The 13,892-nt window shown below is 41.1% G+C and carries 13 protein-coding genes and 2 pseudogenes; 7 read left to right on the forward strand and 8 right to left on the reverse strand.

Annotation, left to right across the window (positions count from 1 at the left end):
- The coding region (locus CALSC_RS21355; protein WP_143288332.1) for a PEP-CTERM sorting domain-containing protein at nt 1-256 on the forward strand (256 nt) is incomplete at its 5' end.
- A 57-nt stretch (nt 257-313) separates the two neighbouring features.
- On the opposite strand, the gene CALSC_RS21360 is transcribed toward CALSC_RS21355, so the two are convergent.
- The 3 genes and pseudogenes from CALSC_RS21360 to CALSC_RS28240 all read right to left on the reverse strand — a co-directional run.
- Entirely contained in the window at nt 314-535 is a 222-nt protein-coding gene (locus tag CALSC_RS21360; protein WP_088243284.1) for a hypothetical protein, read from the reverse strand.
- Between the two features lie 473 nt (nt 536-1,008).
- Nucleotides 1,009-2,211 (reverse strand): annotated as a pseudogene (locus tag CALSC_RS28235) (formylglycine-generating enzyme family protein); the annotation flags it as partial.
- A 60-nt stretch (nt 2,212-2,271) separates the two neighbouring features.
- Nucleotides 2,272-3,861: pseudogene (locus CALSC_RS28240) on the reverse strand (serine/threonine protein kinase); the annotation flags it as partial.
- Between the two features lie 154 nt (nt 3,862-4,015).
- Between CALSC_RS28240 and CALSC_RS21375 the strand changes: the two are divergent.
- From CALSC_RS21375 to CALSC_RS21380, 3 genes are all read left to right on the forward strand, one after another.
- Nucleotides 4,016-5,188, forward strand: coding sequence for a phosphoserine transaminase (locus tag CALSC_RS21375; protein ID WP_088243285.1), 1,173 nt, complete (start codon nt 4,016-4,018; stop codon nt 5,186-5,188).
- A gap of 384 nt (nt 5,189-5,572) precedes the next feature.
- A complete protein-coding gene (gene psb34 / locus CALSC_RS26085; RefSeq protein ID WP_143288333.1) occupies nt 5,573-5,743 on the forward strand; it encodes a photosystem II assembly protein Psb34 in 171 nt (56 codons plus the stop codon).
- Nucleotides 5,744-5,937: 194 nt separating this feature from the next.
- A complete protein-coding gene (locus CALSC_RS21380) occupies nt 5,938-6,264 on the forward strand; it encodes a 30S ribosomal protein PSRP-3 (protein ID WP_088243286.1) in 327 nt (108 codons plus the stop codon).
- 157 nt (nt 6,265-6,421) lie between these two features.
- Here CALSC_RS21380 and CALSC_RS21385 read toward each other — a convergent pair whose 3' ends face one another.
- The 3 genes from CALSC_RS21385 to CALSC_RS21395 form a co-directional block, all read right to left on the reverse strand.
- Nucleotides 6,422-6,817 carry a DUF309 domain-containing protein gene (locus CALSC_RS21385; protein WP_088243287.1) on the reverse strand — a complete coding sequence of 132 codons (396 nt, stop codon included), beginning with the start codon at nt 6,815-6,817 and terminating at the stop codon, nt 6,422-6,424.
- Nucleotides 6,817-7,182 carry a ferredoxin thioredoxin reductase catalytic beta subunit gene (locus tag CALSC_RS21390; RefSeq protein WP_088243288.1) on the reverse strand — a complete coding sequence of 122 codons (366 nt, stop codon included), beginning with the start codon at nt 7,180-7,182 and terminating at the stop codon, nt 6,817-6,819. The genes CALSC_RS21385 and CALSC_RS21390 overlap by 1 nt, the downstream gene beginning before the upstream one ends.
- Before the next feature lie 289 nt (nt 7,183-7,471).
- Complete coding sequence (locus CALSC_RS21395; protein ID WP_088243289.1) at nt 7,472-8,626, reverse strand: DUF58 domain-containing protein; 1,155 nt, start codon at nt 8,624-8,626, stop codon at nt 7,472-7,474.
- A 267-nt stretch (nt 8,627-8,893) separates the two neighbouring features.
- On the opposite strand from CALSC_RS21395, the gene CALSC_RS26665 reads away from it, so the two are divergent.
- Nucleotides 8,894-9,049 carry a hypothetical protein gene (locus CALSC_RS26665; protein WP_159460660.1) on the forward strand — a complete coding sequence of 52 codons (156 nt, stop codon included), beginning with the start codon at nt 8,894-8,896 and terminating at the stop codon, nt 9,047-9,049.
- A gap of 142 nt (nt 9,050-9,191) precedes the next feature.
- Here the strand turns inward: CALSC_RS26665 and CALSC_RS21400 are convergent, their stop codons facing one another.
- A complete protein-coding gene (locus CALSC_RS21400) occupies nt 9,192-9,527 on the reverse strand; it encodes a XisI protein (RefSeq protein ID WP_088243290.1) in 336 nt (111 codons plus the stop codon).
- The gene (locus CALSC_RS21405; protein ID WP_088243291.1) at nt 9,515-9,931 is read right to left on the reverse strand and encodes an element excision factor XisH family protein; all 417 of its coding nucleotides are present in this window, start codon (nt 9,929-9,931) and stop codon (nt 9,515-9,517) included. Before CALSC_RS21405 ends, CALSC_RS21400 begins: the two co-directional genes overlap by 13 nt.
- A gap of 374 nt (nt 9,932-10,305) precedes the next feature.
- On the opposite strand from CALSC_RS21405, the gene CALSC_RS26090 reads away from it, so the two are divergent.
- Both CALSC_RS26090 and sbcC read left to right on the forward strand, forming a co-directional pair.
- On the forward strand, nt 10,306-10,452 hold the full coding sequence (locus tag CALSC_RS26090; protein WP_200817704.1) for a hypothetical protein: 147 nt from the start codon (nt 10,306-10,308) through the stop codon (nt 10,450-10,452).
- A 273-nt stretch (nt 10,453-10,725) separates the two neighbouring features.
- Complete coding sequence (gene sbcC / locus CALSC_RS21410; RefSeq protein ID WP_088243292.1) at nt 10,726-13,755, forward strand: exonuclease subunit SbcC; 3,030 nt, start codon at nt 10,726-10,728, stop codon at nt 13,753-13,755.
- Nucleotides 13,756-13,892: the final 137 nt, after the last annotated feature.

Genomic DNA, 13,892 nt, shown 5'->3' on the forward strand with positions numbered 1-13,892 from the left:
TGAAACTGGCACAACTAAGCTATCTGAACTGTCATTTGTCGATACAGATAATCCTCTATCGGCAGGGATTACAGGAATTAGTGTAGATATCAGTGATACTGCTTTTCCATTATTGGATGACCCCAATAATGGAACGATTGACAACTTCGCTGCTACGTCGGTGCCCGAGCCCAGTTCTATGCTGGGTCTTTTAGTCATTGGTGTGTTGGCAACCAAAATTTCACAGCGTAGAGCTGTGCCAGCGAAACTCAGATAGGGTAATTTCTTTTGCCGGATGAGTAAATTGAGTAACGTCTCATGTAATGCCAATTCTTTATGATGCTGCGCTGAATAAAGCTTCAAGGATAAAGTCGTAAGAAGTCAGAGAAGCAATCAACTCAGGTGTAGGCGAAAAAGTCGTGAGTCTACCATGAGCTGCTAAGGCTTTATTGTGAATGTACAGTTGCGGCACTCCTTTTTTGTCGTTGATGAGCGTTTTCAGTTTATTTGCTTGATTACGCTCTTCTTCAGCACAATACCCAACTATTTCTTTCAACTATTTTACATAAAGCTTTACCAGAAATAGCTTTCATAAGGATAGCTCGACGAATTGTTTTTCTGGTTCAATTTCTTCTCGCTCGCTTGGGACTTCTAGCCAAGCCTGAACTGCTTCTTGTCGCATTTCCATTAGGTGTTCGTAGCTGTTTCCCCATGATCAAAATCATGGGAGATACTTCTCTACTTCTCATATTCAGAAATTTTAACGCACCCGATATGCGATCGCAGAATTAACAATTAAAAGCGATCACACTGTGCCCAGATACCAAATCAGTTATCATTGAAGAGTCGTAGATTGGGTGGAGACGCACAATAATTTTAATTTAAAATGAATAATCTTAATTTGCGTCGTAACCCAACACAATATTTCAGGTAAATGAGAGATTAAATGTTGGGTTTCGCTTCGCTGCACCCAATCTACAAGGGGTTGCGATCCCACTGAAAGAAATCTTCGGGATAAAGTTGTTATCGCTACCAAATAGCTCTTATCGGCTCATTTATCGGCTCCTGAACCGCCACCGCCACCGCCACAACCCGAAAACCAACAACGTTGCCCCGACCCGCGCGCGCGCTTCTGCCGCGATAAGCAGCACGACAGTTCCTGGCATTGCCGAGCCACGAACCACCACGCAGCAGCTTTATGTCATTATCATTACCAGTTAACCACGCACTTCCATCTCTTGGCGCGTTCTGGTAATTCTCATTATACACATCTTCGCACCATTCCCATATATTACCATGCATATCGTACAAACCAAAGGCATTGGGTGGAAATGTTCCTACATCTGTAGTTCTTTCCCTGTATTCACTCTTGGGTGCAGAACCATATGGATAGTTCCCGTCGTAGTTAACTAAATCAGTGGTAATAGTCTCCCCAAAGTAAAAAGGTGTAGTTGTACCTGCACGGCAAGCATATTCCCATTCCGCTTCACTGGGTAATCTGTAGGTACGCCCTGTTTTTTGACTCAGCTTTTTGCAAAACTCCACTGCATCATTCCAGGATACCTCTTCTACGGGTCGCTTTTCCCCTTTGAAACTGGAGGGATTTTTACCCATAATTGCTTGATACTGGGCTTGGGTAACTGCATACCTCCCCATAAAGAATCCAGGAACTGTAACTTGACGCTGTGGTCCTTCATCGTCATCTCTCTGTGCTTCCCCTGCTGGTGAACCCATAGTAAATGTTCCCCCTGGTATCTGTACTATCTCCAAGGTGACACCATTCCCCAAGTCTTCAGCAAAGTGTTTTGCCCCTAATTGCCTACGGTTTACAATTGCTCCTTTACTATCTACTGTTACAGTTTCAAAGTCCAAGGTTTGTAGCAAGAAATTGGACTTTGTGGAGATTTTTGTGACAGGAGATGGTGGGCTTACTATTTGCGGAGTTGATATTTGTGAAGAAGTAGAAGTAGAAGTAGAAGTAGTTGATGTCTGTGATGAAGTATCTGTAATTAATTTACTCACAACAAAAAGGGAGCATCCCAAACCAGCACCCACCCACTCCATAAATTTCCGACGGGATGGGTTGACAGGTGTTAGTGCCTTCTGATTGGCTTGCTGATTCTGATTAATTGCTGGTGAAGGAATTGTACTCGCAGGCTGAGGAGTTGGTGGTTTAGGTGGGGGTGGTTGATTTCTGGGTGGTTGGGGAGTTACTGGTGTAGGAGTTGGTGGTTGGGGAATAACTACTGGTTCCTTTAATAATTCCAACCATTCCTGCATAGTTTGCGGACGATTTTCTGGTTCCACCTCCATCCCTTTCAATATTGCGTCATTCACCCTGACGCTAAGACTAGGATTAATACTCCTTGGTAAATCTAACACCACTCCACTCACCCGATTTAAAGCAGGATGGGGTAGATGTTTTGTCACTAAAAAATACAACGTCGCAGCTAAAGCATAAACATCAGTATAAGCACCCCGCTTTGCCACAGTTTGATATTGTTCAATGGGTGCGAAACAATGGGAAAGATAAGGAGTATGTAACCTGGTTTGACTAGAGGTAAACTCCCTAGCAATGCCAAAGTCAATTAACACTGCTTCTGGTTTCCCGGTACGGATGAGAATATTTGCTGGCTTCACATCCCGATGCAACAACCCATTGTTGTGAACTACCGTTAATGCTTCTCCTATTTGGCGAATATATCCTACTGCTTCCGCTTCCGGTAACGCACCTCTATTAACCACGATATCTGCCAGGTGTTCCCCTTGAATATATTCCATTGCCATACACCAAAGGTTTCCTTCCTGGAATACTTCATGGACTTTGACAACATGGGGATGGTTGCACTTGGCTAACTTTACCGCTTCGTTGAGAAAATCTTGTTGGAATTTGGCAAAGTCAGGACGTTTTTGTACTTTCTCATTCAAACTTTTGATCACAACCCGTTGGTTACGTTCATCCCTAGCTAAATAAGTAATCCCAAAACCACCTTCAGCAATATCTCTTTCAATGGTGTACTTACCGTTTTGTAACTGGTGTCCCTGTTGCCAAATCGTCACTGATTCCTCAGTCAGCAACTCCAACCACTCCTGCATAGTTTGAGGACGGTTTTCTGGCTCCAATTCCATCCCCTTGAGAATGGATTGGTTTAACTCATCGCTAATACTAGAATTATGCTCAGTTGGGGGAACCAATGGCATATTATAAGCTTTACGCTGAAAAGATTCTGTTGGTCTTTTCCCTGTAATTGCATAGTACAGGGAAGCCGTGAGGGAATATACATCAACGTAGGGTTTTCTATCTCCCCGCATTTGTTCGTGGGGTGCAAACCCCGGATTCCCAAAAAACCGAGAACTGACGGTGGTGGGCATTGTTTCTCCCGCAATGCCAAAATCTATTAATACAGCCTTGCCATCCTGTTGAATCATCATATTCCCCGGATGGGCATCTCTATGTACCAAACCCGCTTGGTGAACTACCTGTAATGCATCACCAATTTGGGTAATATATTGCAAAGCCTCTTCTACTGGTAATGCCCCTCTACGTTGCACCAGGTTAAATAAACTCTCTCCCTGGACAAAATCCATTACCAAACAGTAAGTACCACCCTCATGAAATAAATCCCTTACCCGGACAATATTGGGGTGCTGAGTTTCCGAAAGTCTTTCTAATCGCTGTCCTTCGTTGATAAATCGCTTGATGTAGTTTGCATATTCTGGGTCATTTTTCAAGCTTTCGTTAGGTGTTTTAATAACTACCAAATTATCCAGTATGGAGTGTCGTGCTTTGTAGGTAATACCAAACCCACCTTGCCCAAGCACCTGCTCAATAACATACTTTCCACCTTGTAATTGCTGCCCAGATGCCCACACCATCGCCATTTTATCTAAGGGACGTTGAGTATGATTATGGCAAAAATACTCATGTTTATCAATTACTGAGTACACCAAATATAAATAGGTACTCTAGCAGAGTAATAATAAGTAAAAGAAACCGGGTTTATTATCCTCTAGCAACCGTGTTCCAATTAGTTTTATGCCAGAAAATTTAACTCCCCCAACTAGCAAACCCCAAGTGGTAAATTTTTCTTCAGGTCCTTGTGCAAAGCGTCCCGGTTGGTCTGTTTCCGTCCTCGAAAATGCTTATTTGGGTCGTTCTCACCGTTCTGAAGCTGGAAAGGCTAAATTAAAGGAAGTAATTGACCTTTCTAAGAAAATCTTGGACGTACCCGCAGATTATCACTTGGGTATTGTTCCTGCTTCTGATACTGGTGCAGTGGAAATGGCATTGTGGTCATTGCTGGGAAAACTTCCCTTAGATATCTTAGCTTGGGAAAGCTTTGGTCAAGAGTGGGTAACAGATGTTGTTAATCAACTACAGTTACCAGACACTCGTGTTTTACAAGCTCCCTATGGCAGTTTACCGGATTTCGGGCAAGTTGATTTTAGCCATGATGTTGTATTTCTGTGGAATGGTACAACTTCTGGAGTCAGAGTATCCAACGCTGATTGGATTCCGGCAAATCGCACAGGTTTAACTATTTGTGATGCGACATCGGCGGTGTTCGCTATGGATATCCCCTGGGATAAATTAGATGTAGTTACCTATTCCTGGCAAAAAGTGATGGGTGGGGAAGCACAACATGGTGTACTTGTTCTTTCTCCCCGTGCTGTGGAACGTTTAGAAACTTATCAACCTCCCCGTCCCCTCCCAAAGATATTTCGCCTCACAAAAAAGGGCAAGTTCAATGCAGCTATTTTTCAGGGAGATACTATTAATACTCCATCTATGCTGTGTGTAGAAGACGCTTTAGATGGACTTAAATGGTCAGAAAGGATTGGCGGGAGAACTGGGTTAATTAGCCGCTCTGAGGCTAATTTAGCGGCAATGAGCGAATGGGTAGAAAAAACTAGCTGGGTGGACTTTTTAGCCGAAAAGCCAGAAACTCGTTCTTGTACTTCCATTTGCTTAAAGGTTGTGGATGAGTGGTTCACAACATTAAGTCCAGAAAAGCAGACAGAATGTGCCAAAAAAGTGGCAAAACTCTTGGCAAATAAAGAAGTTGCTTATGATATTGCTTCCTATCGTGCAGCACCTCCAGGGTTAAGAATTTGGGGAGGAGCAACGGTAGAAACCGCAGACCTGAAAGCATTATTTCCCTGGTTAGATTGGGCATATGCCACTGTGAAGACAGAAATGGCAAGCTGAAAATAGCTAGGGTTTGCTGTTCCCGTAGCCCAGTGTTAGCTGTTGATACATCAATAAGTTTTAGATAATTATAAAAGCCCGGTGATATCACCGGGCTTTTGTTTATAGAGATAGTGGGGCAATATTCCCCATTAGCTAGTTATAGGAAGTTAGTTATAAATCGTTGCTCTGATATTAGCTACTAACCTCAAACAGATGATTCCGGACAAATTACTACGGTCAGCCAAATTTTCATTTACACAAATTTGAAGCGAATCCTGCTTTCCCTTGCTATAAACAGCTTTTATACTCCTTTTCATTTTTATATGTCAATAGTGCTTGACAATATGTAACGTAATTGTTAAATTAGTTTACATAAGTTAACAAACCAGGGAAAAAGGAATCATGTATACCACCACTGATGAGAGAGGTATTCTGAATAACTTCGCCAGCGAACCCAAATTGTACTATGCTGAATACCCTTCAACCGAGCAGCAAAATCAATACAAATTGCTAGGTGCAGTTGCTATGCTTTTAATCTCCACTGTGGTGGCAATTGCTTTTACAGTTAGCTAAAAAAAATTAAATTTTGGTATCAAGTAGATTTCATCGTCATTTGGACTTCTCCCATCTCCTCGGTTGTCAAGCCGGGGTTTTTTATTGTGGAATAGGGGTGGCAAAAATAATAAATCAAAAAAAAGGCTGACTTCACCTTGTTCATAGGGTAGGGTATTTAAGTTATAATAAGCGATCGCAATAAGGAGTAAGCTATGGTTGGACAGTCCCCGGAGGCAATATTATCCAAGTTTCTTTTAAAGATTCTGTGGTTAGATGACAATGTTGCTCTTGCCGTTGATCAAGTTGTTGGTAAAGGTACAAGTCCTTTGACTAAATACTTTTTTTGGCCTAGGAGTGATGCTTGGGAAGAACTCAAAAATGAGTTAGAGTCAAAAAACTGGATTACTGAAGTTGAGAGAGTGGCATTGCTCAATAAAGCCACGGAAGTAATCAATTACTGGCAAGAGGAAGGTAGAAACAGACCTATGGCAGAGGCTCAGTTGAAATTTCCCGAAGTTATTTTTACAGGTAGCAACTAACAACGAAGAGGACAAGGGGCAGGGAGCAGGGAGCAGAGGAGAAAACCCCATTCATAAATGTAGAGAGCAGCGCAGTCTTGTTGGTTTCCCCCATGAGCGAATGCGGAGGGCTTGAATCCATGTTGGCAGGAAAATTCATAATCCTACTCCCTACTCCCTACTCCCTACTCCCTACTCCCCTAATTTTGGGTATGGGTAAGGTAGTATTTGCTGATAAATTCAAAGAAGCGCCCTGTTCAAGGGATAGTTGCTGGACAATAGATAATAAAGCATGACTTTGATGTAACAATTTATCCACATCAATACCGCCATAGATTGATGGATAACGTCGCAAACGATTACTACCTTCTCCCAATAAAATTGCAGCACCTCGGACATTTTCGTTGCCTAAATGGTAGAGTGCCACAGCAATTTGTAAAATGCCTTGATAAAAAGTTTTTTCTGGCTCTAATGCTTCAATCCATAGAGCTTCTAAAGTATCATGACAGGCGTAGAACTGTCCTGAATTGAACTGTTCTACACCTTCCCAGAATTCTTGGGGCAAGTTTTCCATTAACCCATACTGTTTCTTACTTCTTTGATTGTTTCTAGGGGTATTTCTTGCAGCTCGCCAGCAAACTCATTGTCTGGAGTTAAAAATAGCATACAGTGGCATTCTTTACGTTCTCGCATGGGGACACAAGGACAATTCCAAAAAGTAGCTGCAACTTCAGCCTCTTTATCTTCATAGTGACGGCATGGGCACAAAGGTGCTCCTAGATCATCTTTGTGCTTGGCAAGTCCTTCAATTACCACAGCTGTTACTGAAGGTTCAGCACAGAAGTAAGTTCCAGTGCGCTTGGCGTATTGTTCGGAAAAATGCCGCATCGCCTCTAAATTCTTATCGGTGGATTTGTTATTAACTTCTGATTCAATCATGGAATTGGCTGCTGATGATTTAAATATTTCTTTGCATTGTACCGCAGTCTAGGAAAGCTATAAATAACAAAATATATCGATGGGGTATGAATCAGAGTGCAAGTAATAAGTAATAAGTAATAAATAATAAGTCATAAGTTTACTGTTCATAGGTTTGGTGCTTCAACAATGTCTTAACCTATATGGGTAGTGCTATCTTTATGAAGGGTTGGGGATTGAGAGAATAGCAACTTCCTCGAATATTTTTAGCGAACCATGATGATTTCTAATTTATATAATTTATATTGATTTATGTATTCAATGATTTTTGTAGTTCAGTTTGTAAAGGTTTTTCTGTTGCGATCGCTATCCCTGGAATATCTGGTTTAAAAGCTATTTTTGTCTCAGATGATGCCGAATTTTCCCACATTAGCCAACGGCTTCTATTAGGAAGAGAAGAGAGGGTGAGAGGGTTTTGAGTTAACCAAATTAGGGGATAAGTAGAAGGTGGTAGATTGTTGGTATCTTCTAATGCATTGGTTTTGGCTAAAGCTTCTAACACTTGGCGATCGCCTTTAATTAAACCTGTGGATGCTGTCCACAATTGCACTTGCATTTGTTGTTTTTGGGCATAAAAATATAGGGATGCAGCAGCAATTACTGCTTGTTCAAAGTTTTCTTCTTGCCAACCACCAGCAGTATCTAGGGCAATAATAATTTCTTGACCACTAGTAACAATTTCTAGCTCTCGTACCCGTAATTCTCCGTAGCGGGCACTGGTGCGCCAGTGAATTAAACGGATGGGATCACCCATGCGATAAGGACGTAGGGAGCGGGTTAAGCCTTCTGTAGCTGTCTGTATGGGCATACCAGATGGATCGCCCCTCAGACTATCTTCTTGTCCCATACGGTCTACTAAGGGACAATGGGCTAAGTTTAATACGGGAGGATAAACAACTGCACTCGCCTGGTGTTGACGGTGACGACGACACCAAAATAATCCTAATGGTGCAGCACTGGTTAAGTCTACTGTGTGCCAGCGATATATACCTCGTCGTTGGGTCGGATGATAGTAAGTCCAGCGATAACTCTTTTGGGGGGCAATAGTTTCAATTGCTTGTTGTATGGGTTTACCCAAGATAAAGGGTAGTATATCAGCAACTTGTACTAAATTCGCTGCTTGCCGACCTTGATTGCGGATTTCTAACTCCACCTTCAAGTCATCTCCCGCCGTAATTGCAGAGATAGGTAGTCTTTTCACAGTTAAACCCACAAGCGATCGCGGTGGCAATATAGCGGATAATACCAGTAATGCAGAGCTGATGCCACTAATTACATACAACCAGCCCGCCATAGTGTTAATAGCCGCGCCAAAAAAACAAATTGTAATTCCTGCCAATACCCAGCCACTGTATGCTGGTGCAACAGCATGGGTTTCTAGCCAGTTAGTGATATTTTTAATCATTCTTTATAAATTTATAATCCTAGGAAGTGGGTATATTAAAATTAAATATTTTTAATTCCTTCCAGGCTAGCCCATCTCTTTGATTTACGGTATTAGAAATCACCCAATATATTTTCTTAATTCAGTATGAAGAAGATTTTTGATATCAGTATTTTCACTATTTTATAGGCTTATAGCATTTACCAGTCTAGTGAAGTACGGTTTTAAATCTAACTGCTATCTAAATAAAGGTTAGAACAAATTAGGTGTACCTCATTTGCTTGGGAAATGCTATATTGTTCTCCTCAACCTTTTCTTACCTCGAATGGCGATCGCATTTCCAGGTTGTATCCACGGGATATGGAGTTATCAGCCCGTGCAGTTTTGAAAATTTTGGCGGAGTTGACAGCGTTGGAGGAGAAGTTGCTGGGGGTGCTGGAATAAGAGTATGGAAGTTTTACCGAATAGCCCCATAAGTGGGTAAATACGAACTAATATAGGTTTTCTGCCGCAAGTATCTACCACAAACTATTGCATGAGAAAGGTGATACTCCCTTGGCGTAATTGGGACATAAATCTGAACTAATTAAGCCGCAGAAAAATCAGTAAACTTACGATTTTCAGGACGAATAAAACCTAACACAATATCGGAGGGAGCCACTCCTAAATCAAGTAAATCATCAGTTATACCCCCTTCCGTTCCATCCCATTCAATCCACACCTTACCCTCAACAATTCGCAGATGAAATACAACAGCATGAACCCTACCTGTTTTATCCCAGCCTGTATCCATCAACAAATAATTATCAGCTTCTCTATCACAAATAGATAAACTTTCAATCTGCCCATGACTTGGTTGATATTGAGCGTGTTTTTTGACAATACTTTCAATTATCTGTCTGTATTTTTTTAATTTATCCATTGTACAATTACCTCCTGATTCGGGTCAAAAATCAGATAATTAATCTGTTGGTCACTTAAAATATCTTGAATTGCTGGTTTGAGAAAAAAGTCTATATAAACAGTTTCTGCAATTGCTAAATATAATTTACGTTCGGGATTAATTCGTCTCAACAAACTAAGATAAATACTATATTGTCCCAGGGTTTTTTCTAACTCAGTGATTAAAGAAGGACTCTTAAAAACCTTTATCTCAATCACTATTTTCTGCTGCATTTTCTCGGCAGCTAATAACTTCTCTGCTCCTAAATCTGCATATAAACGTAAGCCCTTGTATTCTATTGTAAAAGGGTCATCAGTAATTACCCAGCCATCTTTGACTAAAGCATTTTTGACCTCATTGTGATACAAATCATACTGTGGCATTTATCAATTAAAAGAATTTAGAATTTAGAATTTAGAATTTAGAATTACGTTTTGCAACGGAGATTTTACCCCGACGCAAAACGCGCTGCTTTTAGAAGCAGGGGACTCTTACCCCTAAAGTTGGTTAAAAAACATTGATTTGATTTTATTATCCTCCTCCCAAAGAGCGATCGCTAGCACAGTCAGAATTTTGCTATCTTCTAGGGTGCAGGTGTAAGAGATGAGGCACACCGAGGTTTTTCTCTTGCACGATCACTTCTGATGTCTCTAAAGCACTTGGGTTTGGGCAGTTTGCAGAATATTTTTGTGGTGTTACCCAAGCCCTTTCATAATCATAATATATACATATGGGCATTTTTAATATTTAATTTTCTATGAGCAACGTGCCTCTCAATATCCCCCCAAACCTAAAAGTCACTCAAGAACAATTTGCACTCCTAGCTGCTGCTATTCGAGACGTACAGCTAGAACTAACTGCTACAGGAAAATTAAGGGAACATCTACAATCTTTCAATATATAAAATTATCTTACTGGTGCCGTGCCCTTACGAAGAATTTATATGTTGCAAACATCATTTGAATTGGTATTATATTCCGTGGTGATTATTTTCGGAAACATTTGCCAAACATACAGAATTAATCCTGCATATCAAAAAAATTACCCTCAAGATTGTTAACAATTGTAAAAATCACCCCTTGGGGACTAGAAACATGGTTTTTACCTAGCTACACTAAACAAGCAAGTGTATCTACTCGGTCAATTATTAAAAACAAGGTCTGTTCCCCTAGCTTCAATGATTCCAGTACAACTTACCTTGAAGAATTTCCTCAGTTACAATGAGGCAACTTTAGATTTTCGTGGTCTACACACGGCGTGCATTTGTGGTTCTAATGGCGCTGGTAAATCTTCTTTATTGGAGGCAATCACTTGGGCAATTTGGGGACAAAGTAGGGCTGCAACGGAGGATGATGTTATTCGTTCTGGCGCGAAGGAAGTGCGGGTAGATTTTGTTTTTCAAACCAGTCAACAGCAATGTTATCGAGTGATTCGTAGCCGCCATCGATGTGCAAGTAGTGTGTTGGAGTTGCAAATAGAAACTCCTGAAGGTTTTCGAGCAATTACTGCTAAGGGTTTAAGGGCAACCCAAGAGTTGATTTTGCAACATATTAAGTTGGACTACGATACTTTTATTAATTCTGCTTATTTGCGTCAGGGACGTGCTGATGAGTTTATGATTAAACGCCCTAGCGATCGCAAACAAATATTAGCAGAGTTATTAAAGTTGAATCAATATGATCAGTTGGAAGATAGGGCAAAGGAATTGTCCCGTCATTTCAAAGTGAGGGCGGAAGAAAGCGATCGCTCTTTGGAGGGAATGAAGGTACAATTGCAACAACAGGAAGTAGTAGCTCAACAAAAGGCTGAGTTAGAAGGGGAATTAAATCAACTGCAACAGGTACAGGCTTTTGATACTATTCAGTTACAGAGTTTGCAGGTTCTACAGCACCAACGCCAAGGATGGGAAGAACAATTAAATTTTGTTAGGCAGCAACATCAGAATTTAATTCAAGATAGGGAGCGTTTACGCAAAGAAGAGTCAAGCTTAACTGTTCAGTTGGCAGAAATAGAAACTATTTTAAATCAAAAGGCTGATATTCAAGCAGGCTATAGCCAATATCAAAACCTCCAATCCCAAGAAGAAGCCTTAGCAACTAAATTTGCAGAATATACCCGTTTTCAGCAAGCAAAGCAGCAAAAACAACAGCAACTTAGCCAAGAAATTCATCAAGTTGAAAAGCAATTACAACAGGCTCAAGCAACTTTAAATGTTCTAGAACAACAAGAACAAGAGATTCAGAAAACCCTGAAAAAAACAGAAGAAGTAGAAGTGGCGATCGCTCATTTGCAAGCAGCCCGACAACGGGTGTTAGAGTTAGATAAACTACAAATGCAAGTTTCTCCCCTGCTGCAAAAACGGATAACTCTGCAAACTCAGGTAGATAGGGCGCAGGCGGGATTAGTCGCCCGATTAGAGCAGTTAGAAGCCACCCAAAACCAACTCCAATCACGGCAGCAACGCCAACCCAAATTACAACAAGCGGTAGTAGAAGTGGCAATGCAAATTGAAGAGTTGGAAAAGAAGAGGGTATACTTGCAACGGGTACAAGAAAAGGGGCAGGAAAGACGACACTTTATTGAACGACTGCAAGCACACCAACGTGATTATGAAAGACTTTTGGGAGAATTGGAACAAAAGCTGCAAATGTTGCAAACTCCCAATGCCACGTGTCCCCTCTGCGAGCGCCCTTTAGACGAACATCATTGGAACCGAGTCGTAGATAAAACCCAAGATGAATATAAAGATACAGAAGGGCAATTGTGGGTAGTCAGGGAGCAAATGGCTTTCTCAGACAGGGAAATTCAAGTATTAAGGCAGGAATATCGAGATGTATCCCAAGAGTTATCTCCCTATGATTCCCTGCGGGAGCAACGGGGACAACTAGCCGCTCACTTAGAGAGTACCAGTGATGAAGAACAAAGACTGCAACAAATTTCCCAGGAAAGAGAACATTTAGAGCGATCGCTACAATTAGGTGATTATGCCCCTGAGCAACAGCAAGAATTGCAACAATTAGATACGTACTTACAAAAGTTAAATTACAACGAACAAGACCATGCCCTAGCTCGGAGTGAAGTTGAAAGGTGGCGTTGGGCAGAGATTAAACAAGGGCAAATTAAAGATGCTCTCAAGCGACAGGCACAAATTGAAGCTCGTAAACCAGAAATTCAAACTCAAATTTCCCAACTACAAGCCAGTATTAATCAATACACTACAAATTCTCCCATAGCCCAAGAGCTGGCCAGCATCGAGCAACAAATTAATGATATTGGTTACGATCAACAACAGCATCATCAACTACGTCAAACTGTGCGTCAAGCCCAAGGTTGGCAGTTACGTTATCAACAACTGCAAGCCGCCAATCAGCAATATCCAGAATTACAAACTAGAGTGCAAGAAGTAGCCGTATCCTTGCAAGCCCGTTTATCAGAACAACAAAAACTAGGGGAGCAAATAGAACAAATCAATCAACAACTAGCAACCACAGCCAATCCCCAGTGTCAAATACAAACTTTAGAAGAACAAATTACCACCCGTAGAAGACAGCTAGACGACCAAATTTCTCAGTTAGGGCGTTTACAACAGATGGGAGTGCAATTAGAAACTTTACAAAGTCAGTATGACGAACAGCAGCAAGAATTGCAAGCCATCCGTAGGCAACACCGTATATACCAGGAATTAGCCCAGGCTTTTGGTAAAAATGGTATCCAAACATTAATGATTGAAAATGTCTTACCCCAGTTGGAAGCAGAAACAAATCAATTACTATCTAGACTGAGTGGTAATCAATTACATGTACAATTTGTGACTCAAAAAGCTGGGCGCAGTGCTAAATCGAAAAAGAAAAATGCCAAATTAATTGATACCTTAGATATTTTGATTGCCGACTCCCGAGGAACCCGTTCCTATGAAACCTATTCTGGTGGAGAAGCCTTTAGAATTAACTTTGCCATTCGCTTGGCTCTAGCTAAATTGCTAGCACAAAGGGCTGGTGCCGCATTACAACTATTGATTATTGATGAGGGATTTGGGACTCAAGATGTGGAAGGATGCGAGCGTTTGATTTCTGCCATAAATGCGATCGCACCTGATTTTGCCTGTATCCTGACTGTAACCCATATGCCTCACCTCAAGGAAGCCTTTCAAGCCAGGATTGAAGTAAATAAAACCCAACAAGGCTCACAATTAAGTTTATTAATTTAAATTTTAGATTTTATTTAGATTTTAGACTTTACTTCGGGTATAGTAGTTTAGGAAAAGGTTAATTTTTATTACGATTTTCGAGAAAAAGCGACGTGAGGCAAGATGCGAAGACTTAAAACACGAGTCCCAGTTTGGTT

Source organism: Calothrix rhizosoleniae SC01, assembly GCF_900185595.1.
GTDB classification, from domain to species: Bacteria; Cyanobacteriota; Cyanobacteriia; order Cyanobacteriales; family Nostocaceae; genus Calothrix_A; species Calothrix_A rhizosoleniae.

Bases quoted from the DNA above. Each gene is read 5' to 3' on its own strand.
- CALSC_RS21375 (WP_088243285.1), top strand. From the start codon at position 4,016: ATGCCAGAAAATTTAACTCCCCCAACTAGCAAACCCCAAGTGGTAAAT.
- psb34 (WP_143288333.1), top strand. From the start codon at position 5,573: ATGTATACCACCACTGATGAGAGAGGTATTCTGAATAACTTCGCCAGC.
- CALSC_RS21380 (WP_088243286.1), top strand. From the start codon at position 5,938: ATGGTTGGACAGTCCCCGGAGGCAATATTATCCAAGTTTCTTTTAAAG.
- CALSC_RS21385 (WP_088243287.1), bottom strand. From the start codon at position 6,817: ATGGAAAACTTGCCCCAAGAATTCTGGGAAGGTGTAGAACAGTTCAAT.
- CALSC_RS21390 (WP_088243288.1), bottom strand. From the start codon at position 7,182: ATGATTGAATCAGAAGTTAATAACAAATCCACCGATAAGAATTTAGAG.
- CALSC_RS21395 (WP_088243289.1), bottom strand. From the start codon at position 8,626: ATGATTAAAAATATCACTAACTGGCTAGAAACCCATGCTGTTGCACCA.
- CALSC_RS26665 (WP_159460660.1), top strand. From the start codon at position 8,894: ATGCTATATTGTTCTCCTCAACCTTTTCTTACCTCGAATGGCGATCGC.
- CALSC_RS21400 (WP_088243290.1), bottom strand. From the start codon at position 9,527: ATGGATAAATTAAAAAAATACAGACAGATAATTGAAAGTATTGTCAAA.
- CALSC_RS21405 (WP_088243291.1), bottom strand. From the start codon at position 9,931: ATGCCACAGTATGATTTGTATCACAATGAGGTCAAAAATGCTTTAGTC.
- CALSC_RS26090 (WP_200817704.1), top strand. From the start codon at position 10,306: ATGAGCAACGTGCCTCTCAATATCCCCCCAAACCTAAAAGTCACTCAA.
- sbcC (WP_088243292.1), top strand. From the start codon at position 10,726: ATGATTCCAGTACAACTTACCTTGAAGAATTTCCTCAGTTACAATGAG.